Origin of the sequence: Pseudomonas sp. SHLD1, assembly GCF_028640935.1 — a bacterium.
Classification (GTDB): domain Bacteria; phylum Pseudomonadota; class Gammaproteobacteria; order Pseudomonadales; family Pseudomonadaceae; genus Chryseomonas; species Chryseomonas aestiva.
The window spans coordinates 426958-447989 of record NZ_JAQZAD010000006.1 but is presented as its reverse complement, the minus strand read 5'-3'; the positions used below and the strand labels follow the sequence as shown (position 1 = coordinate 447989).

The following is a 21032-nucleotide window of genomic DNA, read 5'->3' as shown; positions in this document are numbered from 1 at the left end:
TCAGAGGCTTTTCGACTCCAGGTTGAGGCGGTCCAGCAAACCGGCGGCGCCTGCGGGATCCAGGGCTGCGGTCAGCGCGACTTGCAGGGTATCGCCCAGACGCACGCGTTCCTTGGGCGCAAGACTCACCCGCAGACCGTCTTCTTCGCCGGAGGCCAGATCGACCAGACCCTTGCAGAGGTCCTTGCCGCGCGCGCCCAGGCTCTGGAAGTCCTGCAGGCAGTCATCGCGCTGCCGCTGGTGCGCCGCGGCCAGGGCCCGGTCACGCTGCTTGTCGAAGTCGCCCGCGGTAGGGTCTAGCGGCAGGTAGCGGCGGGTCAGGGCCAGGCTGCGCTTGAAATAGCCTTGATCCTTGACGTCCACCTGCAAGCCCTTGAGTTCGGAACGTTGCGCGCTCTGCTGCAGCTTGCCCAGCAGGCCGAAGGATGACAGCAGACCGCGCTGGCCAACCTGCTGGCCATTTTCGGCCATATCACTCAGGTCTTCGGCCAGGCGGCGCACCTGAGCCAGCGACAGGCTCGCATCCACGTCCAGCAGCTCCGGCAGGTCCAGGGTCAGGCCGATGTCCGCCAGCTCATCCTCGACGTTCCATTTCAGCCGGCCGGAAAAGGGCGCCAGTTCGGCACGTCCGCTGGCGAGCAGCAGACCGCCAACCAGGGGCAGGTGCAGCGCCGTCGAGCGTCCCTTGGCGTCGGGCGGAAAAGCCACGCCTTCGAACTGGACATCGGCCCGGCGGTGAGCGGGTTCGTCCTTGAGGTCGGAGAGGGTCAATTGGGCGATGCTCGGCCCATCGCTGATGCGCACCTCGTGCAGCTTGATCGTGCCACCCAGCGGTGAGGAGGACAGCGACTGCCAGCTGATCCTGTCCTGCAGGCGGTGCTCGAACAGCCAGTCGCGCAGACGTCCGTCGGCGACATGAGCGGCGTAGGCCTTGAGACCGAAATAGCCACCGACCACCACGACCAGCGCCGCACCGGCCAGGAATTTGACGTTGAGAGTCCGTTTCATCAGAAGCGCTCCTCGCCGAGACCGGCATCCTTGAGCTGTTGGCGGGCCGCCTCGGGAGTCCAGGCGGGATCTTCGAATTGCACGCGTGCCAGCGCCAGGGGATCGCGCAGGTCGCTGCAGCCTTCGCTGGTGCAGGGCTGCACGACCTTGGCTGTCAGGTGCGTCAGGGGCAGGTCGTCGGCGTCACGCGCCTTCGGATCGAGCTGCAGGGTGCCGCTCAGGACATACCAACCGGTCTTGGCCGGGGTGCCGGCCGGCACCTGCGCCTGAATCGGATAGGGATAGTCGAGGCTCCAGCCGTCGCTATTCGTCTTGGTGACCCTGGCGATCAGGCGTACGGGATGGGTAGCGCCACCGACCAAGGCGGCATAGCCACCGCCGCCGCCTTGCGTATAGCGCACGTCGTTGACCTGGCGAGCTAGCAGCGCCTGAGGATTGCTGCGCGCTTCCTGGGTCAGGCGCTCGTAGGTGGCTAGCTGGTCTTGAGCACGGGCCGCCTGCTGCATCCGTGCCTGCCGGGCTTCGCGCTCCCGCTCACGTGCGGCCTGCTCGCGCTGGCGCGCCTGCTTCTCGTCCCACATGAACAGGTAGTTGGTGGCCTGCTCGGGGTTGAACTGCCAGGCCTTGCTGCGCCAGTTGCGGTCGACATTGACGCGATACAGCCAGAAGTCCTGACTGGATTCGTTGCTGTTCCAGGGGCGGGGAAAGATGCCCTTGGTAAAGTCGCGCACGGCTAGGAAGGTGAAGTGCGGAATCATCGTACCCAGCGCGTCGACCTGTTGCTGGGTCTTGGCGATGATGGGGCGGATCTGGTCGAGCTGCCGGAATTGCTCGCTGTTGCCGGTCACGAATAGTACATCCGGACCACTGGTCGACCACTGGCCACGATAGCTGTAGCCGAGACGCAGCAGGCTGTAGCTGGCGGTCGCCGGATCGCTGGCTAGCAGGAATAGAGCCTGCTTCTGGCTATCGAAGCCGACAAAGCGCAGCGGCGGCAAGGGCTTGTCCAGCGGCAGTCCGTTGAGGAAAAAACCCTTCCAGCGCTGCAACTGCTTGCCGTCGCTCCGCTCCAGGGCGAGCTCGCCCTCGCCCTGGGCCAGGCCGTTCTCGCAATGGGTACCACTGGAGCGAACCTGCAGGTAGCGGCTGTCTTCCTCGGCTTTGAAGGGTACGCGGAAGGCGCAGCCCTGGCTGTCCTTGAGGGTGGTGATGAAGTCGCTCTTGGCGAGTTCGGCTTCGCCATCGCCCGGGCGCCAGCCGGCGACATCGAAATCGGTGGCGATCTGACCGGCAGGTGCCTTGGCTGCCGCAGGTGCAGGTGCAGGTGCAGGTGCAGGTGCAGGTGCAGGTGCAGACTCGACCTTGGCCGGCGCGGCAGGTGCCGACTCAGCAACCGGGGCCGGCGAAGCTTCGGGTGCCGGTGCCTCTGGGACTACAGGAGAAGTGGTGGGCCTGGCAGTCTCAGGTGCCGCCGCAGCGGGCGCCTCGGCAGGCGGCGTCGCCTTGAGCGGCTCGACCGGGACTGCGGCAACGGCAGGCGCTGTCGTCAGCGCAGCCGGATTCTGTACCTGCGCCGTCCAGGCCGTGGCCTTGGTGGCCGTGCCGTTCAGCCGGGCGTCGGTGGTGCCGGTCGCCGTCCAGTTCAGGCGTTCGGCCTGGTCGCACTGCTTGCCGAGCAGCGCGCCGATCTTGGGCATCAGGCGTTCGACGGCAACGGCCTCGGCGGGCTTGCCATAGACGAAGCGCAGCGCCAGATCGGGCGCGCACCAGGCGGCCGCAGGGTGATCGACGAAGACCTCGACGTCTTCGGCCTTGGAATAGGCGAGGCGGGTACTTTCGGCCTGGGCAGCCGTGGCCGTGGCCAGTAGCGTCAGGGCCAGCAGGGTGGGTTTCATGGTCATCCTTCCTTAGATCAGTTCCCAGGCACCGTCAGCGGCCTGGCAGGCCTTGGTGGTCTGCTGATCCTGCTGGCCGTCCTGGCTCAGGCTGTAGTTCAGGGTGCGGCAGGTGGTCTTGGCGGCGACCTTGTCCTGCACCGGCGCGGCATCGAGATCGGCGGCGTCGAGGTCCACGCCCTGCTGCTTGGCACTGGCCACGTCCAGGGTATCCAGATCCACCGCAGGTGCCGGTTGAGCCTTGGTCTTGCCAGCGGTCGCCAGCGTGGCAGCCGTCGCCGGAGTCACCAGGGGCGCGTAGACATAGCCGATGGTCACGCCCTTGCGGCCCACGGCGATCCAGTCGTTGCCGGTACGGCCCAGGGCGGTGAAGCGCGTACCCGTGGGCAGTCCGCCGACCTTGGCGGCATTGTCGTTGGGCGCGGCGCGCAGGTTGGCCGACTTGATCGACTGATAGGGCTTGTTGAGCAGGGTCAGCTGCTCGACCTTCTGCACCTTGGGCGTGCGCTTGACCGCCACCTGGCGGGCTTCGGTCTCGGTCGCCACCGGCACGATGCGGGCGGTGGCGCCGCTATGGTCGGAGGTCCAGGTGGTCACCTGACCATCCTGGGCGTGTTCCAGTGCCTTTTGCGTCTGCACGGCCAGGGCCTCGCGATCGCGCTGATCGAGTTTGGCCCCCAGGGTCTTGCCCAGGGCGCCACCGGCGAGGGCGCCGGCCAGCATGGCGGCGGTACGGCCGCTGCCACCACCGATCTGGCTGCCGATGAGGATGCCGGCTGCCGCCCCGACCACGGTGCCGACGTTTTCCTGATTGAGCCATTCGTTCTGCGACATGTTGGAGCAGCCGGTGACGGCGAGGCTGCCACCCAGGCAGAGAACGGCAAGGCGATGACGAGGCTTCATAACGAGTCCTTTCCGAAGCGAAAATTTAGGAGGAGGGAATGGTAGAGGCTTGCTCCAGAGATGTTGTGACCTGATTCACCGAAAGTGGGTTTGGTATCAAAGGGCTAGCATGTCCTGAAAGACGCAGTAGGAAGCTTTAACGCCCCCGATACGCCTTCCCATAGTGCCGCTCCAGGCGCGATTGCATGAATTCCATGGCCAGGGACATCAGCCAGTAGAGCACCGCTGCGGTGGTGAGCATTTCCAGGTAGCGATAGCTGGAGCGACCATAGGACTGGGCGAGGAACATCACCTCCCAGACACCCATCACCGAAACCAGGGAGGAGTCCTTGAGCATCGAGATGAACTGGCTGGTGGTGGGCGGGATGATGCTGCGCATGGCCTGGGGCAGGGTGACGCGCCAGAAGATCACCCGCGGCGAAAGGCCCAGGGCCAGGGCTGCCTCGCGCTGACCTCCGGGGACGCCGAGTAGGCCGGCGCGGAAGATCTCGCTGAGGTAGGCGCCATAGTTCAGCGACAGGGCGAGGATGCCGGCGCTGATGGCGCCGGGCACCACGCCGATCTGCGGCAGGCCCAGGTAGATCAGCAGGATCTGGATCAGCAGCGGGGTGCCGCGAAAGAAGGAGGCGTAGAAGGTCGCCACGCCATAGGCCAGGGCGCTGGACGACAGCCGCCCCAGGGCCGCGGCGAAGCCCAGCAGTACCGACACCAGGATGGAGCTGAGGCTGAGGAACAGCGTCAGGGCCGCGCCCTGCAGGAAGCCGTTGGGGCCCAGGCGCCAACCCACCAGGTTGGGCAGGCGCGGCCAGACGCTGGCGAACTTGAGGTCGAAGCCGAGCACGAAGACCACGCCCCCGGCCAGCAGCGCCAGCCAGGTCAGCCAGACGCGGGTACGAAAGCTCAGCAGGGGGCGGCGCTGGGCCGGGGGTGGTAGGTCACTCATGGGGCTTGGGTGATGTCGGCGCCGATCCACTTCTCGGAGATCCGCTTCAGGGTGCCGTCCTGGCGTAGCCCTTCGATGATCTCGCGCAGCGTGGCGGCGAATTCCGGATCACCCTTCTCGATGGCCACGGCGTTGGGCTCGGCATAGAGCGGCGCGCCGGCCAGTTTGAACTTGCTGTCCTGGGCCAGGCGCGGCTGGGCCGTCACCAGGTTGGTCAGCACCGCGTCCAGGCGCTTGCCGGCGCCCAGGCCGAGGTCCTGGAAGGCGACGTTGTCGTCGGGGAAGGGCACCACCTGGACATCGTCGAAGGGATAGCTCAGCGGCTTGTCTTCCTGGCCCTCGATGGTCAGGTCCTTGTTCAGGTAGCTCTCATAGGAAGAGGCGCTGGTGACGCCGACCTTCTTGCCAGAGAGGTCCTTGGCGCCGTGGATGCGGTCGTCACCGGCGTTGACCACGATCACCGCCGGCGAGGCGTAGTAGTTGACCGGGAAATCGAACACCTGGGCACGCGCCTGGCTGGGCGTCATGGAGCAGATGCAGACGTCGTAGCGACCGCTCCAGCGACCGGCGGCGATCACGTCCCAGGAAGGGGTTTCCAGGCGCAGCTTGACGCCGAGCTTGTCGGCCACGGCCTTGGCCACGTCCACGTCGAAGCCTTCCAGCTGGTTCTGGGCATTGAGCTGGGAGAAGGGCGGATAGCTCTCCATGAGCACATTGACCAGCTCGCCCTTGGCCTTGACGCGGTCCAGGGTGGCCCCGGCCGAGGCCGAGGTGGCGACCAGCGCCAGGGTCAGGCCGAGGGCCGATAGCAGAGCGGTTCTCATGGGGGCGTCCTTTGCAAAGGGTAAGAGGGCCTGGTATTAGAGAGATATGAGAACCGATATTGAACTCCGTTTTGGTTATAAGGAAAAGTGAAATAGCTATATGGCCAACATGAATCTTGTGCTTCTCGACGGTGGCATGGGCCGCGAGCTACAGCGCCGCGGCGCGCCCTTCCGTCAGCCGGAATGGTCGGCCCTGGCCCTGAGCGAGGCGCCGGAGCAGGTGGAGGCGGTGCACCGCGCCTATATCGAGGCCGGCGCCCAGGTGATCACCAGCAACAGCTATGCGGTGGTGCCCTTCCATATCGGCGAGGCGCGCTTCGCCGCCGAAGGCGAGGCCCTGGCCGCGCGGGCCGGTCAGTTGGCACGGCAGGCGGTGGTGGCCAGTGGTCAGCCGGTGCGGGTGGCAGGTTCGCTGCCGCCGCTGTTCGGCTCCTATCGCCCCGATCTGTTCGAGCCGGGACGGGTGGACGAGGTGCTGCAGCCGCTGATCCGTGGCCTGGCGCCCCATGTCGATCTCTGGCTGGCGGAAACCCAGAGCTCCCTGGCCGAGGTGCGCGCCATCGCCGCCGGCCTGCCCAGGGATGGCAAGCCGCTGTGGCTGTCCTTCACCCTGAAGGACGAAGACGTTGACGAGATCCCACGGCTGAGATCCGGCGAGCCGGTGGCCGCGGCCGCGCAGCTGGCGGTGGAACTGGGCACCGGAGCCCTGCTGTTCAATTGCAGTCAGCCCGAGGTGATGGCCGCAGCGCTGGATACTGCGCGGGCGACCTTTGCCGCGGCGGGGATTGAGATTCCCTTTGGCGCCTATGCCAATGCCTTCCCGCCCCAGCCGGAAGAGGCCACCGCCAACGACGGCCTCGACCCCCTGCGTCCGGACCTGGATCCGCCCGGCTACCTGAGCTTCGCCCAGGACTGGCAGGCGCGTGGCGCAAGCCTAATCGGCGGCTGCTGCGGCATCGGTCCGGAGCATATCGCCGTGTTGAATCAGCGGCTGCGCGGCTGAAGCCGCGTTCAACCGACAAGAAAGCGGACAGCGCCCTGAGCGCTGTCCGCTTTTTTCTTGCCGCCAGACGCCGTTCAGACCTGCGCCTGGCCACCATCGGCGAAGAGTTCGGCGCCGTTGACGAAGCTGGAATCGCTGGACGCCAGGAACAGGGCGACCCTGGCGATCTCCTCCGGCTCGCCGACGCGACCCAGGGGGATCTGGCTGGCCAGGTGGTCCAGCAGCCCCTGTTGCTGGGCGGCATCCGGACCGGCCAGCTCCACCAGGCCCGGGGTACGCGTGGCCCCCGGACTCAGGGTGTTGATGCGGATACCACGCCCCTGCAGTTCCAGGATCCAGTTGCGGGCGAAGGCGCGCACGGCGGCCTTGGACGCGCCATAGACGCTGAAGGCCGGGGTGCCGGTACTGGCGGCGGTGGAGCCGGCCAGAATCACCGAGGCATGGTCCGCCAGTAGCGGCAGGGCCTTCTGCACGGTGAACAGCATCCCCTTCACGTTGCGATCGAAGGTGTCGTCGTAGTGGGCTTCGGTCACCTCGGCGAGGGGCAGCATGCTGCCACCCCCGGCGTTGACGTAGAGCACGTCGAGGCGGCCGTGCTCGCGGCGGATGCGCTCATAGAGGGCATCGAGCTGGTCCAGACGGGATGAGTCCACGGCGATGCCGGTGGCGTTGCCGACCTGGGCGACCGCGGCGTCCAGCTCCGCCTGCCGCCGGCCGGTGAGGATGACGTGGGCGCCCTGCTGGGCGAAGAGCTTGGCGGCGGCCAGGCCGATGCCGCTGGTGGCGCCGGTGACGAGGGCGATCTTGTCTGCGAGCTTGAGGGTCATGGCTGGATCTCCGAGCGGTTGTGATCAGGTGGAGTCAGCCTATCGACCCTGGCTTCTCTGCAAAATAGAATGATTGGCAAGCCATCGTTGCAGAAATGAAATGAGCAGATTGCCGGATTTCGAAGGATTGGCGATGTTCGCCAAGGTCGCCGAGGAGGGCTCCTTCGCCGCCGCGGCGCGGGTGCTGGGCGTGTCGGTGGCCACCGTCTCGCGGGCGGTGACGCGCCTGGAGGAACGCCTCGGCGGGCGGCTGTTCAATCGCACCTCGCGGCAGCTGGCGCTGACCGAATTCGGCCGCGAGCTGGCCGCCCAGGCCGGCGATCTCTATCGCCAGGCGGAGGCGACCGAAAGTGCCGCCCAGGCGCGTGCCGTGCAGCCCCGTGGCCAGGTGCGGCTGGCGGTGCCCATGGCCTTCGGCCTGCGCTGGGTCGCGCCGCTGCTGCCCGAGCTGCTGCGCCGCTATCCCCAGCTGACGGTGGATCTGCACCTGTCCGACGCCACCGTGGATCTGGTGGCGGAAGGCTTCGACGCCGCCCTGCGCATCGCCGCCTTGCCCGACTCGTCGCTGGTCGCCCGACGGCTATGCGCGGTCAGCCAGCTGCTGGTGGCGGCGCCGGCCTATGTCGAGTGCCACGGCCAGCCAAGCCATCCGCAGGAACTGACCGAACATGCCTGCCTGAGCTACGCCTACCGGGCGCGCAGCCAGGTGTGGCGCTTCAGCGGGAACGACGGTCGCGAGGAAAGCGTGCTGCCCCGTGGTCCCCTGCGCGTCACCAATTCCGAAGCCCTGCTGCCGGTGCTGCTGGAAGGCCTGGCCATCGCCGAGTTGCCGGACTTCATCGCCAGCGATTACCTGGCCGATGGTCGGCTGGTGCAGCTGCTGCCGGACTGGCAGCTGACCCGTGGCGGCCTCTACTTCGTGACCCCCTCGGCGCGCAGTCGCCCGACCAAGGTCCAGGTGCTGCTCGATTTCTTCGTCGAGCACCTGAGCACCCCGGGCTGGCAGCGAGGCGAACAGCACCCGTTCGTGTCGGCTTCGTGACATCCCGCAACATCCACTCGCCACCACGCAAGGCTGGCGAAAGGTTGACCTCTTAGGATCCGCTCAAGACCCGCCCCCGTGAGCGGGCGACGTGCCTACAAAAATAACCAGGATTCTTGCCATGTCGTATCTGTCCTTCCAGGCGTCCCCGCGCGCCCGTCTCCCCTGGATTTTCGCCCTCTCCGCGCCCCTGCGCCGCGGCTGAACCCTCCTTCCCTTCGCGAAAATCCAGAGGTATTCCCATGCTGACTTTCCTCGGCTTCGCCATGGTCATGACCTTCATGTACCTGATCATGACCAAGCGCCTGTCTCCGCTGATCGCCCTGACCATGGTGCCGATCGCCTTCGCCGTGCTGGCCTGGGCGCTGTCCAGCGAATTCGCCAGCCTCGGCCACGTCAAGCTCGATGCCCTCGGCCCGATGATGCTCGACGGCATTCGCAAGCTGGCGCCCACCGGCGTGATGCTGCTGTTCGCGATCCTCTACTTCGCCGTGATGATCGACACCGGCCTGTTCGATCCGGCGGTGCGCTGGATCCTCAAGCTGGTCAAGGGCGATCCGCTCAAGGTGGCCATGGGCACCGTCTTCCTGACCCTGGTGGTCTCCCTGGACGGTGACGGCTCGACCACCTACATGATCTGCGTGGCGGCCATGTTCCCGCTGTACCGGCGCCTGGGCATGAATCCGCTGATCATGACCTGCCTGATGCTGCTCTCCAGTGGCGTGATGAACCTGACCCCCTGGGGCGGTCCGACCGCACGCGCCGCTAGCGCCCTGCACGTGGATCCGGCCGACGTCTTCGTGCCCATGATCGCGCCCATGCTGCTGGCCATCGCCTGGCTGTTCTTCCTGGCCTACCTCTATGGCCGCAGCGAGCGCGCGCGCCTGGGTATCCTGCAGATCGGTGAGACCGAAGGCGCCGACGTCACCGTCTCTCAGTGCGTCGAGGCCCGCCGCCCGCACCTGCGCTGGTTCAACGGCCTGCTGACCCTGGCGCTGATGGCCGCGCTGATCGTCGGTATCCTGCCGATGCCGGTGCTGTTCATGATCGCCTTCGGCATCGCCATGACCGTCAACTACCGTTGCCTGAACATGCAGAAGCAGCGCATCGCCGCCCATGCCGAAAACGTGCTGGCGGTGGTCTCGCTGATCTTCGCCGCAGGCATCTTCACCGGCATCCTCTCGGGTACCGGCATGGTCGACGCCATGTCCAAGGGCCTGCTGGCGGTAATCCCGGACGCCCTGGGCCCGTACATGGCGGTGATCACCGCCCTGGTCAGCCTGCCGTTCACCTTCTTCATCTCCAACGACGCCTTCTACTTCGGCGTGCTGCCGGTACTGGCCGAGGCCGCCGCGGCCTATGGCATCAGTCCGGTGGAGATCGCCCGGGCCTCCATCGTCGGTCAGCCCGTGCACCTGCTCAGCCCCCTGGTGCCCTCGACCTACCTGCTGGTGGGCCTGGCCAAGGTGGAGTTCGGCGACCATCAGCGCTTCACCCTGAAATGGGCCACCGTGACCTGCATGTTCCTGCTGGTCGGTGCTTTGTTACTGGGTGTGTTTCCGCTGTACAGCCGCTAGAGTTTTGCCAGAGGTACGACTAGCCTTGCCGGCTGTTCGAAAACGGCGCGTCGCCTGACGCGCCTTTTCCTTTAAAGCGCGCTGCCAGACGCGCCTTCGTGATAAGAGGATTCGCAATGGAATGGTTGACCAACCCGGAAATCTGGGTCGCCTTCTTTACCCTGACGGCCCTGGAGATCGTCCTCGGCATCGACAACATCATCATGATCTCCATCCTGGTCAGCCGCATGCCCAAGCACATGCAGGCGCGGACCCGTTTCTTCGGCCTGGCCCTGGCCATGGTCACCCGCATCCTGCTGCTGCTGTCCATCACCTGGGTGATGCGCCTCACCGCCGATCTGTTCTTCGTGTTCGGCCAGGGCATCTCCGGGCGTGACCTCATCCTCTTCTTCGGCGGCCTGTTCCTGCTGTGGAAGAGCAGTGCCGAGATCTACGAAGGCCTGGAGGGCGAAGACGAGCACGACGAGGACGCGCCTCAGAAGAAGGGCAGTGGCTTCATCGGCACCATCATCCAGATCGCCATCATCGACATCGTCTTCTCGCTGGACTCGGTGATCACCGCGGTCGGCATGGTCAGCCACGTGCCGGTCATGGTCGCGGCGATCATCGTCGCCGTGCTGGTGATGATGCTGGCGGCCGGCGCTATCAGCAATTTCATCGACAAGCACCCGAGCCTGAAGATGCTGGCGCTGTCGTTCCTGATCGTGGTCGGCACCGTGCTCATCGCCGAAGCCTTCGAAGTCCACGTGCCCAAGGGCTACGTCTACTTCGCCATGGCCTTCTCGCTGGCGGTGGAAGCCATCAACATCCGCCTGCGCGGCAAGGCCAAGGCGCGCGAAGCGGTCAAGCTGCGCAAGGAGCAGATCTGATCGCGGCGGCGGAACCCACCCGGCTCTCCGCCGCCTAAACCAGCAAGTCCCCACGAGCCCGAAGGTGCCCTGCCTTCGGGCTCGTGCGTCTGTGCAGAACGGTCATTACGATTTTGTGACAAGCTCGCCAGGAGCTCTTGGACACGCGCCGGGAGGGCGCCACGATGCTGACACTGCTCAATCTGCTATCTGCCGTTGCCCTGCTGGTGTGGGGCACCCATATCGTGCGCACCGGTATCCTGCGGGTATACGGCGCCAGCTTGCGCCGGGTGCTCAGCCGCAGCATGCAGCGCATGCCGCTGGCCTTTCTCTCGGGCATCGCCGTCACCGCCCTGGTGCAGAGCAGCAACGCCACCGCGCTGCTGGTGACTTCCTTCGTCGCCCAGGGCCTGGTGCCACTCACCCCGGCGCTGGCCATTATGCTCGGCGCCGATGTGGGTACCGCGCTGATGGCGCGGGTGCTGACCTTCGACCTGTCCTGGCTGTCACCGCTGCTGATCTTTCTCGGCGTGGTGTTCTTTCTCGGCCGCAAGCAGACCCGCGCCGGCCAGCTCGGCCGGGTCGCCATCGGCCTGGGACTGATCATCCTGGCGCTGCAGCTGATCGTCGAGGCCGCCTCGCCCATGACCCACGCGGCCGGGGTCAAGGTGCTGTTCTCTTCGCTGACTGGCGACCAGTTGCTCGACGCCCTGACCGGCGCGGTCTTCGCCATGGTCTCCTATTCCAGCCTGGCGGCGGTACTGCTGACCGCCACCCTGGCCGGCTCCGGGGTCATCTCGCTCAAGGTGGCGCTGTGCCTGGTGGTGGGCGCCAACCTGGGCAGCGGCGTGCTGGCACTGATGGGCGCGGCCAAGCAGGGCGTGGAGGCGCGACGGGTGGCGGTGGGCAGCCTGCTGTTCAAGCTCGCCGGCTGCATCCTGGTGCTGCCCTGGATCGGCCTGCTGGCCGACTGGCTGCAGGGCTACGACTTCAACGATGCCGAGGTGGTGATCGGTTTCCACGTCGCCTACAACCTGGTGCGCTGCCTGCTGTTCCTGCCGCTGACCGGGCCCTTGGCGCGCTTCTGCACCGCCATGCTGCCAGCCAAGGACAGCGCCGAGACCATCCTGCGGCCGCGCCACCTGGACACCGCGGCCCTGGACACCCCGGCCCTGGCGCTGACCAACGCCTCCCGTGAGCTCTTGCGCATGGGCGACGTCATCGAGCAGATGCTGCAGCACCTGCTGGTGCTGATCAACGCGGGTGACAAGCAGCTGGCCCGCGAGGTGCGCCGCCTCGACGACGACGTCGACGCCCTCTACACGGCGATCAAGCTGTACCTGGCGCGCATGCCGCGCGACGACCTGGACGAGCGCGACAGCCGGCGCTGGGCCGAGACCATCGAACTGGCGATCAACCTGGAGCAGGCCGGCGATCTGATCGAGCGCATGGCCAGCGACGTCGACAGCAAGAAGATCGCTGCCCGGCGCTCCTTCTCGGCTTCCGGGGTGGACGAACTCTCCGCCCTGCATCGGCTACTGGTCGACAGCCTCAAGCTGTGCCTGTCGGTCTATCTTTCCGGCGACCTGGACGCGGCGCGGCGCCTGCGTCGGCTCAAGCAGCGTTTCCGCCTGCTGGAGCGGCGCTATGCCCATGCCCACGTCGAGCGGCTGCATCAGCAGGTGGTGGAGAGCTTCGAGACCAGCTCCCTGCACCTGGGCCTGCTCAGCGACATGCGCCGGGTCAATTCGCTGTTCTGCAGCATCGCCCACGGCGTGCTGGAGGCGGCCGATGCCGGCTATGCCACCGAGCACGAACTGCCGGTGGAAGGACGCGAGGAGTCGGGCGGGGTGTGAGGCTGCGGTTTGACGCAGGGGTTCGTGGATGAGGCTGCGCCGCCATCCGCCCTACGGGGCTTCAATGATTTATCGCGGCCATGGCGGTCTGCCGATGCGGCCGCTTTTACAGATGACGGTCTGCTCGCATTATCGCGGCCATGGCCGCTCCTACAGAAGCATCACACCCTGTAGGAGCGGCCCATGGCCGCGATAAACCCTTCGCTCACTGCACCCGGCTATCGAGCTTCTGCAAAATCTGCCAGGCCGCTTCGATCCGTGCGGAATTCGGGTAGTTGCGGTTGGCCAGGATTACCAGGCCGAGCTGGCGCTCGGGGATGAACAGCGCATAGGCGCCGAAGCCGTTGGTGGAGCCGGTCTTGTTCAACAGCCGGGCGCCGCTCGCCGGCAGCGGCGGATGCTGCCATTCCACCGGTTGCGGCTCCAGGGCCATCGCTGGGGTGTTGCCGGCCAGCAGCTGGGTCTTGGGCAGCGGATAGGCGTAGGCCTCCCAGGCCAGGCCCTGGCTCATCGGTCCGCTGCGGTAGTAGCCCTGCTGGGTGGCGTCGATCGCCTTGGCCAGGGTCGCCGGCAACTGGCCAGGATGCAGATTCGCCTCGATGAAGGCGAGCAGATCACCGGCGGTGGTCTTGATGCCATAGGCCTCTTCGGCATAGGCGCCCGGATTGACCCGCAGCGGCTGGTCGCTCTTGCCATGGCCCCAGGCATAGTGGGCCTGCTCGGCCGCCGGCACCTGCAGATAGGTATGGCTGAGCCCCAGGGGTTTGAGCACGTGCCGCTGCAGAGCCATGGCGAAGGGCTCATCGAGCCGCTGGGCCGCCAGGGCGCCGAACAGGCCGATGCTGGGATTAGAGTAGAGGCGGCGGCTGCCGGCGGGGAAGGGCGGCTGGAAGGCGCGGTAGAACGCCGTCGTCTGATCTTTTGTGGTGACGCTGTCAGGAAATTGCAGCGGTAGGCCGCCGGCGCTGTAGGTGGCCAGCTGCAGCAGGCTGGCCTGGCCGATGGCGCTGCCGGCCAGGGCCGGGCGGACCTGAGCGGCGGACTCGTCCAGCCGCAGGCGACCGGTCGCCGCCGCGTAGCCACCCAGGGTGGCGGTGTAGGTCTTGCTCAGGGAGCCGATCTCGAACAGGGTGGCGGCGTCCACCGCCTGGCCGCTACGGCGATCGGCGGTGCCGAAGTAGTAGAGCCGGCGCAAGCCTGGAGCCGTGACGCCCACGGCCAGGCCCGGAATGTCCTGCTCGGCCATCACCGCGCGGGCGGCGGCGCGGACCTCGTCGTCGAGGGGATTGGCGGCGTTGGCCAGCAGCGGCAGGGTCAGGCCGAGGCCGAGCAGGAGGGAAAGACGCGGGAAAGCCGACATGCGGGAGCTATTCCTGAGGAGGGGAGGCCAGGAGTCTAGCCGAGCGTTGCCGCTCAGGTATGAGACGCGGCCGGCGTTGGAAGATTTTGCCGCCGGTGCTGTCCATGGCTGGCTGGAGCCCGGTCCTCGACTGGACTACAGTCGCCTCTCACCTTTTCCAGGAGTCATCCCATGTCCGTTGCCCCCCTCGTCGAACAGATCCAACTGGGCCAATTGCCCGTCTGGCGCATCCGCGTCGGCCAGGCTGAAGCCCTGGTGGCCTGCCAGGGCGCCCATGTGCTGCGCTACGGCTTCGATGGCGAGCCGGACATCGTCTGGGGCAATCCGGAAGCCGTGTTCGAGCCTGGCACCCCGATCCGGGGCGGCATCCCGGTCTGCTGGCCCTGGTTCGGCGACCTGCTGAAGAATCCGACCGCGGTCCAGGCCATGTGCACCACCACCGCGGACGCCCCGGCCCACGGCCTGGCCCGTCAGGTCGCCTGGCAGGCCGGCGGCGTCGAGGTGGACACCGACCAGGTGCGATTGGACTTCCACCACCGCACCTCCGCCGAGACCACCCCGGGCTGGCCCCATGCCACCGAGCTGACCCTCAGTCTGAGCGTCGGTGAACGCCTGGAGCTGACCCTGAGCGTGCGTAATCTGGAAGATCACCCGCTGGTGCTGAGTCAGGCGCTGCACACCTATTTCGCCGTGAGCGACGTGCGCGAGGTGGGTATCGAAGGCCTGGCCAACGCCGACTACTACGACTGCTTGGACGGCTGGACCCGCAAGCGGCAGAACGGCGAGCCGACCATCACCGCCGAGACCGATCGGGTCTATGTCGGCCTGCCGGCACGCCTGGCGATCCGCGATCCCCAGTGGCAGCGCCGGCTGTTCGTGGAGACCCGCAACAGCCATTCGGCGGTACTGTGGAATCCCTGGATCGACAAGGCCGCACGCCTGAGCCAGTTCGCCGACGACGCCTGGACCGGCATGCTGTGCATCGAGACCGCCCGGGTGATGGACGACGTCCTCACCGTGGCGCCGGGCGCCTCGGCCGAGATGGCGGTGAGCCTGTGGCGCGAGGCGCTGTAGGGTCTGCTCAGGCGTCCGGGTTGGCCCTCACCCGGAGGGAGAGGGAATGCCCGGAAGAATTCGGGTGTGCAATGGCGTAGGTTGGGCTGAGCGTGAGCGAAGCCCAACGCAGCCCAGGTCGAGCACGCGCTGTTGGGCTTCGGCGAAAGAGCCGCTTCAGCCCAACCTACGTCTCGAAATGCCAGGGGCGTCGGGTCGACAGTGGCGGGGCCGGCACCTAGCCGAAGATCACAACTCCTCGCACAGATTCCGCCCGATCCACTCGGCCACCGCCGCGCGCTCCAGGCCGCAGCCGAGCAGGCTGTGCAGCTTGCCCAGGGCGGCTTCACGAGTCATGCCACGGCCGGAGATCACCCCGGCGTCGGCCAGGCCGCTGCCAGCGGCGTAGGTGCTCAATTCCACCGTGCCGCGCGCGCCCTGGCTGAGGGCGACCACAGGGACGCCGGCATCGCGCAATTCGGCGAGGGCGGCGAGAAAGTCGGCGTCATCCGCGGGGCCCGTGCCGCTGCCATAGCACTCCAGCACCAGGCCCTGTACGCCGCTGCCCGCCAGACCGCGCAGGGTGGCGCCGTCGACGCCCGGAAACAGCGGCAGCACCGCTACCCGTACCGCCTGGCGCCGCTGGTCGAAGCGTAAGGCGGCCGGCGTGGCCACCACGGTGTCGCCACTGCGCGGCCGGGCGCTTTCCACGAAGGCCTTCCAGCCGCTGCTGGCCTGCTTGGTGCAGCGCGCCGCCGGCAGGCGTTCGCCATGGAATTGCACCTGCACCCCCGGCGTCAGCCCGCTAGCGAAGGCGGCGAAGCTGTCTGCCAGGTTGCCGTCGGCATCGCTGTCCGGTACGCCGGCCGGCAGCATGGAGCCGGTCAGCAGCACTGGAATGGCCAGGTCCAGCAGCCGGAAGGCGAGGGCGGCGGCGCTGTAGGCCAGGGTGTCGGTGCCGTGCAGCACCAGCACGCCGCGGCAGGCGGGGTCGGTGGCTGCCGCCAGGATCGCCTGGGCCATGCGCTCCCAGGCGGCGGGGGTCATGTTGGCGCTGTCGATCAGCGGCAGCAGCTCCTGCAGCCGCCAGGCCGGCGTGTCCAGCTCCGGATGGCTGGCCAGCAGGGCGTCGATGCGCGCCTCGAACCCGGCGGCGGGGGCCAGGCCGGCGGCGGTTGCCTGCATGCCGATGGTGCCACCGGTGTAGAGGATGTGCAGGTAGGGTGAGCTCATGAGGGACTTCCTGATAAGACTGCCCCCACACGGGGTGGGGGCAGACAAGCGAATCATGGTTCAGCGCCGTTGGGCTTCGGCGATGGAGCCGCCTCAACCCAACCTACGGGTGACGTAGGTTGGGTTGAGCGCAGCGAAGCCCAACGTGACCGCTGCGGCGGTCAGTGCGCCTGGCGCGGCTGGGCGGCGCGGGCTTCGGCGACGGTCTCTTCCAGACGCTCCAGCGCCGGCCAGGCCTGGCGATCCAGGTCCAGGTCGCGGAACTGGTCGGCATCGAACACCGGCTGGTCGACCCCGGCACGGCGCTGGGCGTCGTAGTCGTTGAGGATGCGCATGCCGACCTTGATCAGCATGGCCAGGGCGATCAGGTTGACGAAGGCCAGGCAGGTCATGGTGATGTCGGCGAAGGCGAACACCGTGGTCAGATTCTGCATCGAGCCCCAGCAGATCAGCACCAGCACCAGGCCGCGATAGCCGAGCAGCACGGCCTTGCCGCGGCCGAGCAGGTAGCGCAGGCCGTTCTCGCCCAGGTAGATGTTGTAGAGGATGCAGGTGAAGACGAACAGCGACAGGGCGACGCTGATGAAGATCCGGCCCCAGTCACCGACCACCGCGGCCAGGGAGTTCTGGGTCAGGACAATGCCGTCACCTTCGAAGCCCGGGGTGTAGAAACCTGAGAGCAGGATCAGCAGCGCGGTACAGGTGCAGATGACGAAGGTGTCGAGAAAGACGCTGAAGGCCTGCACTACGCCCTGGGCAGCCGGGTGCTTGACCGCGGCTACCGCGGCAACGTTGGGGGCAGCGCCCAGGCCGGCTTCGTTGGCGAAGACACCACGCTTGACGCCCATGGTGATGGCTGCGCCGAGCAGACCGGCAAAGGCCGGCTCCAGGCCGAAGGCGCTCTTGACGATGGTCAGCAGGGTGCCGGGGACCAGGTCGATCTGGGTGATGATCACATAGAGGGTGACGGCGATGTAGGCCAGGGTCTTGACCGGCACCAGGATGTCGGAGACCGCGGCGATGCGCTTGATGCCGCCGATGAACACCAGGCCCAGCAGGATGGCCAGGGCGATCCCGGTGTATTGCACCGGCAGGCCGAAGGCGTTTTCCAGCGAGTGGGTCACGGTAAAGGACTGCAGACCGACGAAGGCAAAGCCGTAGGTCACCAGCAACAGGCCCGAGAAGATCAGGGCCATCCAGCGCTTGTTGAGGCCGTGCTGGATGTAATAGGCCGGACCACCGATGTAGAGGCCGTCGCCGTCGGCGCGCTTGTAGACCTGCGCCAGGGTGCACTCGAAGAAGCTGCTGGCCATGCCGACCAGGGCGGTCACCCACATCCAGAACACCGCACCGGGGCCACCCAGGGTCACGGCCAGGCCCACGCCGGCGATGTTGCCGGCACCGACACGACCGGCCAGGCTGAGCATCAGCGCCTGGAAGGAGCTCAGGCCGTCACCGCTGTTGCGCAGGGAGTCCTTGAAGACGGTGAACATGTGCGGGAAATGGCGCACCTGCACGAATCGCGAACGCAGGGTGAAATAGCTGCCCAGGCCGACGATCAGCACGATGAGCACGTGGCCGGACAGGAAGTCGTTGAGCATTTCTAGGTAGTGCATGAAGAATCCTCGAGCATGCTAGTGATGCTCCAAGGCCGGCTCGCAAGCCTTGGGGCTATTATTGTGGAATATCCCGCCAGGGCCTGCTCCCGGCGTGGGGAGACGACGGCAACAGGCTCTGGAACGGATCGGTCCGGGTGGAACGGGCAGTAAGACGGACCGGGCGCCTAGATTCGGCTATCCCACCGGCGTGAACAATTCCGCGCCTCGCTTCAAAATGGCGCGACTTGATGCTAGTTTTCTGGCCGTCTGTCAAGCTCGGGCCGGATTCATGAGCGATTTTTCCGCCAATTTGCAGCTGCTCTGCCAGCGCCACCGCTCGATTGCCGCCGTCTGTCGCGCCGTCGGTATCAACCGCGCCCAGTTCAATCGCTACCTCAACGGCCAGAGCCGTCCGTCGCCTTACAACCTGCAGCGCCTGGCGGAGTTCTTCGGGCTGTCAGTGGGCGATCTGCAGCTCCCGCAGCGGCAATTCGCGGCGCGCCTGGGCGCGCCGGTCGGTCAGGAGACAGGCTGGGCGGGGCAGGCATTGGCCTTGTTCGGCGAGCGTCAGGAAGGTCTGGCGCGCTACCAAGGCTATTACCACGAATACTATCCGTCGCTGTCCACGCCGGGCGTGGTGCTCTGCGGACTGGTCTGGCTGTTCGCGGAGGAGGGCGTCTTCCGCTACGTGCGTTTCGAGCGCCTGCGCCGGCGGGATGAAGCCACCAGCCAGGCGCGCTTTCGCTACCTGGGCCTGGCCATGAGCCTGGAAAGCCGGCTGTTCTTCACCGACTACGAATCCCTCACCGGCAACGAGTTGTCGCAGACGGTGCTGCTGCCCAGCGCGCGCAACCGCATTGATCGCCTGAACGGACTCAAGCTCGGCGTCAGCGCCTCCGACCGGCGCGAGCCGGCCTGTACCCGGGTGGTCTGGGAGTACCTCGGCACGCGGCCGCCACGAGGTCGGGCCTATGCCCGCATCGGCCTCTACGACTGGCAGGATCCCCGCCTGGACGACGATCTGCGCCAGCGCCTGGCCAGTGCGGCCCTGGTCGATCGGGTCTATCGCCTGGGCTAAAGGGGGTCCTCGATCACTGGGTGGCAGCGATCGCAGTCCTCGAGGATGGCGCGGTCGCGCCCGGCCTGCTTGGCCCAGTAGAGCTGGCGATCGGCGGCCTCGATAAAGGTCTCGGCGCAGTCGTGATCCGGCCGCGCGCAGGCGCCGCCGATACTCACCGTCACGCGCGGACCAGCTGGGGGCCCGAGGTGGGGGATCTCCAGGCGCCGTACCGCATCGAGCAGGCGTTGGGCCAGTTTGCCGGCATCCTCCTCGCGCGAGGGCGTGCAGAGAATGGCGAATTCCTCGCCGCCGTAGCGGGCCAGGCAGTCGCCGGCGCGCAGTTCATCGGCCAGGGCGGTGGCAACCTGCTGCAGGCAGCGATCGCCGGCCGGATGCCCGTAGCGATCGTTGAAGGCCTTGAAGTGATCGACATCGATCATCAGCAGGAGCAGCGGCCGGGGCGGGGGATGGGCCAGGGCGTTGGCCAGGGCCTGCATCAGCGCCCGGCGATTGGCCACGCCGGTCAGGGGGTCGGTGGCGGACTGCTGTGCGAGGAAGCGATTGGAAGCGGTCAGTTCTTCGTTGCGCAAGCGGTCGCGCAGGATCAGCAGATAGCCTTGACGGCGCGCGCGCTCCATCCAGAAGTTGTTGAGCAGGGTGAAGCTCGCGGTGGCGAACGCCAGGGTCATGACTAGTGACGCCTCCAGGGCAGGCAGGGCGTGCATCTGGGTGGCCAGGCCGATGGCCAGCAGGGCGACCAGGCTGTGTGCCGCGGCCTGGCGCAGGGGTGGGGCGATGCAGCTGTTGGTGAAGAGGGTCATCAACGGCATGGTGGCCAGCCAGAGGGCGCGATGCGCGGCATCGGTGGCCTCGACGTCCAGCAGCGGCGGCGCATAGGCCAGCAGGCTGGGGAGGATACCCAGCCATTCGCGTGCCGGATGCTCGGCCGGCATCAGCCTGAGCGCCAGCAAGACCAGGCCGCCGCCAACCACCACCAGTGCGCTGAGCAGGCTGATGAGCCAGAAGGCCTCGGTCATCAGGATCCAGTCCCAGATCGAGAAGCTGGCATAGGCCACGATGGCCACGGTCAGACTGATGCGCAGGTGCCGCCGGCGCGAACGGGCGATGTCGTGCTGGTAATGCCGTTCCAATACCGGTTCGAAGCGCAGGGCCCAGAAAGGGCGGGCTAGCGCTCGGGCGAGGGCGAGACTGAGGGACATGGATGCCGTACCTGGCAGGAAAATCCGGGGGTCACTTCAGCACAATAAGTCCCTTAGCGCGATAGAGGGTTCCCGGACGCAGGAATGTAACCGCCGAATGGTAGCCATTGGCTACCATTCGGGTGGTCGTGGACAGCTTGGCCTCTAGTTGCCGGCCTTGATACGACTCCAGGCGTGGTTAGGCCAGAGCCCGAAAGGGGATAGATCTGGCTAGGTTGCCATCAGCCGCCCTTGGCTTCGTAAACCACGAAGCGCTTCAGGGTCGGTTCCAGCACCTCCCAGGTGCCCTGGAAGCCGCGTGGCACGACGAAGCTGCTGCCGGGACCGAGCCGGGTGGCGTGGCCCTGGTCATCGGTGACCAGACTCACGCCTTCGAGGATATGGCAGTACTCCTCTTCGGAGTAGTTCACCCGCCACTTGCCCACCTCGCTGTGCCAGTAACCGACGGCGAAAACGCCGCTGCCATCCTCATAGTCGAGCCAGAGGCTCTGCAGCGGATCGCCCTCCAAGCGCTTTTCCGCTGGTAAGCGGTATTGGTCGGTGGGTTGGCCGTGGTCCGCGAGCAGGTGCAGGGCTGGCATGGCAGAGCCTCTCGTTGTGCAGGAGTCGCCAGCATACGCCAGGCGACATGGCCGATAACCCCGAAGTCTTGCCTGCCTCTGGCGAGCAGTGACGCCCCCCTGACAGACAGATGCGCAAACTCCCCGGGGCGGTGGCAGCCTTCAGGCAAGAAGGATACCGCGCCCGCGGGGAGTTGCCGGTGGTTACCGCTCAGGCCTAGC

At 66.8% G+C, this 21032-nt stretch carries 18 protein-coding genes; 7 read left to right on the top strand and 11 right to left on the bottom strand.

Annotated features, from left to right (window positions below):
* The 5 genes from PVZ77_RS02070 to PVZ77_RS02050 form a co-directional block, all read right to left on the bottom strand.
* Positions 1–1008, bottom strand: a complete 1008-nt coding sequence (locus tag PVZ77_RS02070) for a hypothetical protein (RefSeq protein ID WP_273805544.1) — start codon at positions 1006–1008, stop codon at positions 1–3.
* Complete coding sequence (locus PVZ77_RS02065; RefSeq protein ID WP_273805545.1) at positions 1008–2903, bottom strand: hypothetical protein; 1896 nt, start codon at positions 2901–2903, stop codon at positions 1008–1010. Before PVZ77_RS02065 ends, PVZ77_RS02070 begins: the two co-directional genes overlap by 1 nt.
* A gap of 12 nt (positions 2904–2915) precedes the next feature.
* On the bottom strand, positions 2916–3806 hold the full coding sequence (locus PVZ77_RS02060) for an SH3 domain-containing protein (RefSeq protein ID WP_273805546.1): 891 nt from the start codon (positions 3804–3806) through the stop codon (positions 2916–2918).
* A gap of 136 nt (positions 3807–3942) precedes the next feature.
* Positions 3943–4749 carry an amino acid ABC transporter permease gene (locus PVZ77_RS02055; protein WP_273805547.1) on the bottom strand — a complete coding sequence of 269 codons (807 nt, stop codon included), beginning with the start codon at positions 4747–4749 and terminating at the stop codon, positions 3943–3945.
* Positions 4746–5573: an ABC transporter substrate-binding protein gene (locus tag PVZ77_RS02050; RefSeq protein WP_042134911.1), complete on the bottom strand. Its 828-nt coding sequence runs from the start codon at positions 5571–5573 to the stop codon at positions 4746–4748. The genes PVZ77_RS02055 and PVZ77_RS02050 overlap by 4 nt, the downstream gene beginning before the upstream one ends.
* Positions 5574–5673: 100 nt before the next feature.
* Here PVZ77_RS02050 and PVZ77_RS02045 point away from each other — a divergent pair, with 100 nt between their 5' ends.
* Positions 5674–6576, top strand: a complete 903-nt coding sequence (locus PVZ77_RS02045; protein ID WP_273805548.1) for a homocysteine S-methyltransferase family protein — start codon at positions 5674–5676, stop codon at positions 6574–6576.
* Positions 6577–6650: 74 nt separating this feature from the next.
* Here the strand turns inward: PVZ77_RS02045 and PVZ77_RS02040 are convergent, their stop codons facing one another.
* Entirely contained in the window at positions 6651–7403 is a 753-nt protein-coding gene (locus PVZ77_RS02040) for an SDR family oxidoreductase (RefSeq protein WP_273805549.1), read from the bottom strand.
* 100 nt (positions 7404–7503) lie between these two features.
* Here PVZ77_RS02040 and PVZ77_RS02035 point away from each other — a divergent pair, with 100 nt between their 5' ends.
* The 4 genes from PVZ77_RS02035 (at position 7504) to PVZ77_RS02020 (ending at position 12726) form a co-directional block, all read left to right on the top strand.
* Positions 7504–8445 carry a LysR family transcriptional regulator gene (locus PVZ77_RS02035; RefSeq protein ID WP_273805550.1) on the top strand — a complete coding sequence of 314 codons (942 nt, stop codon included), beginning with the start codon at positions 7504–7506 and terminating at the stop codon, positions 8443–8445.
* Between the two features lie 242 nt (positions 8446–8687).
* Positions 8688–10022: a CitMHS family transporter gene (locus PVZ77_RS02030; protein ID WP_273805551.1), complete on the top strand. Its 1335-nt coding sequence runs from the start codon at positions 8688–8690 to the stop codon at positions 10020–10022.
* A 116-nt stretch (positions 10023–10138) separates the two neighbouring features.
* On the top strand, positions 10139–10891 hold the full coding sequence (locus PVZ77_RS02025; RefSeq protein ID WP_273805552.1) for a TerC family protein: 753 nt from the start codon (positions 10139–10141) through the stop codon (positions 10889–10891).
* 164 nt (positions 10892–11055) lie between these two features.
* A complete protein-coding gene (locus PVZ77_RS02020) occupies positions 11056–12726 on the top strand; it encodes a Na/Pi cotransporter family protein (protein WP_007160079.1) in 1671 nt (556 codons plus the stop codon).
* 205 nt (positions 12727–12931) lie between these two features.
* Here the strand turns inward: PVZ77_RS02020 and ampC are convergent, their stop codons facing one another.
* Entirely contained in the window at positions 12932–14086 is a 1155-nt protein-coding gene (ampC, locus tag PVZ77_RS02015) for a class C beta-lactamase (protein ID WP_273805553.1), read from the bottom strand.
* 171 nt (positions 14087–14257) lie between these two features.
* Here ampC and PVZ77_RS02010 point away from each other — a divergent pair, with 171 nt between their 5' ends.
* On the top strand, positions 14258–15160 hold the full coding sequence (locus PVZ77_RS02010; protein ID WP_273805554.1) for a D-hexose-6-phosphate mutarotase: 903 nt from the start codon (positions 14258–14260) through the stop codon (positions 15158–15160).
* 228 nt (positions 15161–15388) lie between these two features.
* Here the strand turns inward: PVZ77_RS02010 and PVZ77_RS02005 are convergent, their stop codons facing one another.
* Together PVZ77_RS02005 and PVZ77_RS02000 are read right to left on the bottom strand one after the other, a co-directional pair.
* The gene (locus tag PVZ77_RS02005; RefSeq protein ID WP_273805555.1) at positions 15389–16372 is read right to left on the bottom strand and encodes an asparaginase; all 984 of its coding nucleotides are present in this window, start codon (positions 16370–16372) and stop codon (positions 15389–15391) included.
* A 161-nt stretch (positions 16373–16533) separates the two neighbouring features.
* The gene (locus PVZ77_RS02000; protein WP_158890251.1) at positions 16534–17988 is read right to left on the bottom strand and encodes an alanine/glycine:cation symporter family protein; all 1455 of its coding nucleotides are present in this window, start codon (positions 17986–17988) and stop codon (positions 16534–16536) included.
* A 271-nt stretch (positions 17989–18259) separates the two neighbouring features.
* Here PVZ77_RS02000 and PVZ77_RS01995 point away from each other — a divergent pair, with 271 nt between their 5' ends.
* Complete coding sequence (locus PVZ77_RS01995; protein ID WP_273805556.1) at positions 18260–19048, top strand: helix-turn-helix domain-containing protein; 789 nt, start codon at positions 18260–18262, stop codon at positions 19046–19048.
* On the opposite strand, the gene PVZ77_RS01990 is transcribed toward PVZ77_RS01995, so the two are convergent.
* Together PVZ77_RS01990 and PVZ77_RS01985 are read right to left on the bottom strand one after the other, a co-directional pair.
* Complete coding sequence (locus PVZ77_RS01990; protein ID WP_273805557.1) at positions 19045–20250, bottom strand: GGDEF domain-containing protein; 1206 nt, start codon at positions 20248–20250, stop codon at positions 19045–19047. The genes PVZ77_RS01995 and PVZ77_RS01990 overlap by 4 nt on opposite strands.
* Before the next feature lie 221 nt (positions 20251–20471).
* Positions 20472–20831: a cupin domain-containing protein gene (locus PVZ77_RS01985; protein WP_273805558.1), complete on the bottom strand. Its 360-nt coding sequence runs from the start codon at positions 20829–20831 to the stop codon at positions 20472–20474.
* Between the last annotated feature and the right edge of the window lie 201 nt (positions 20832–21032).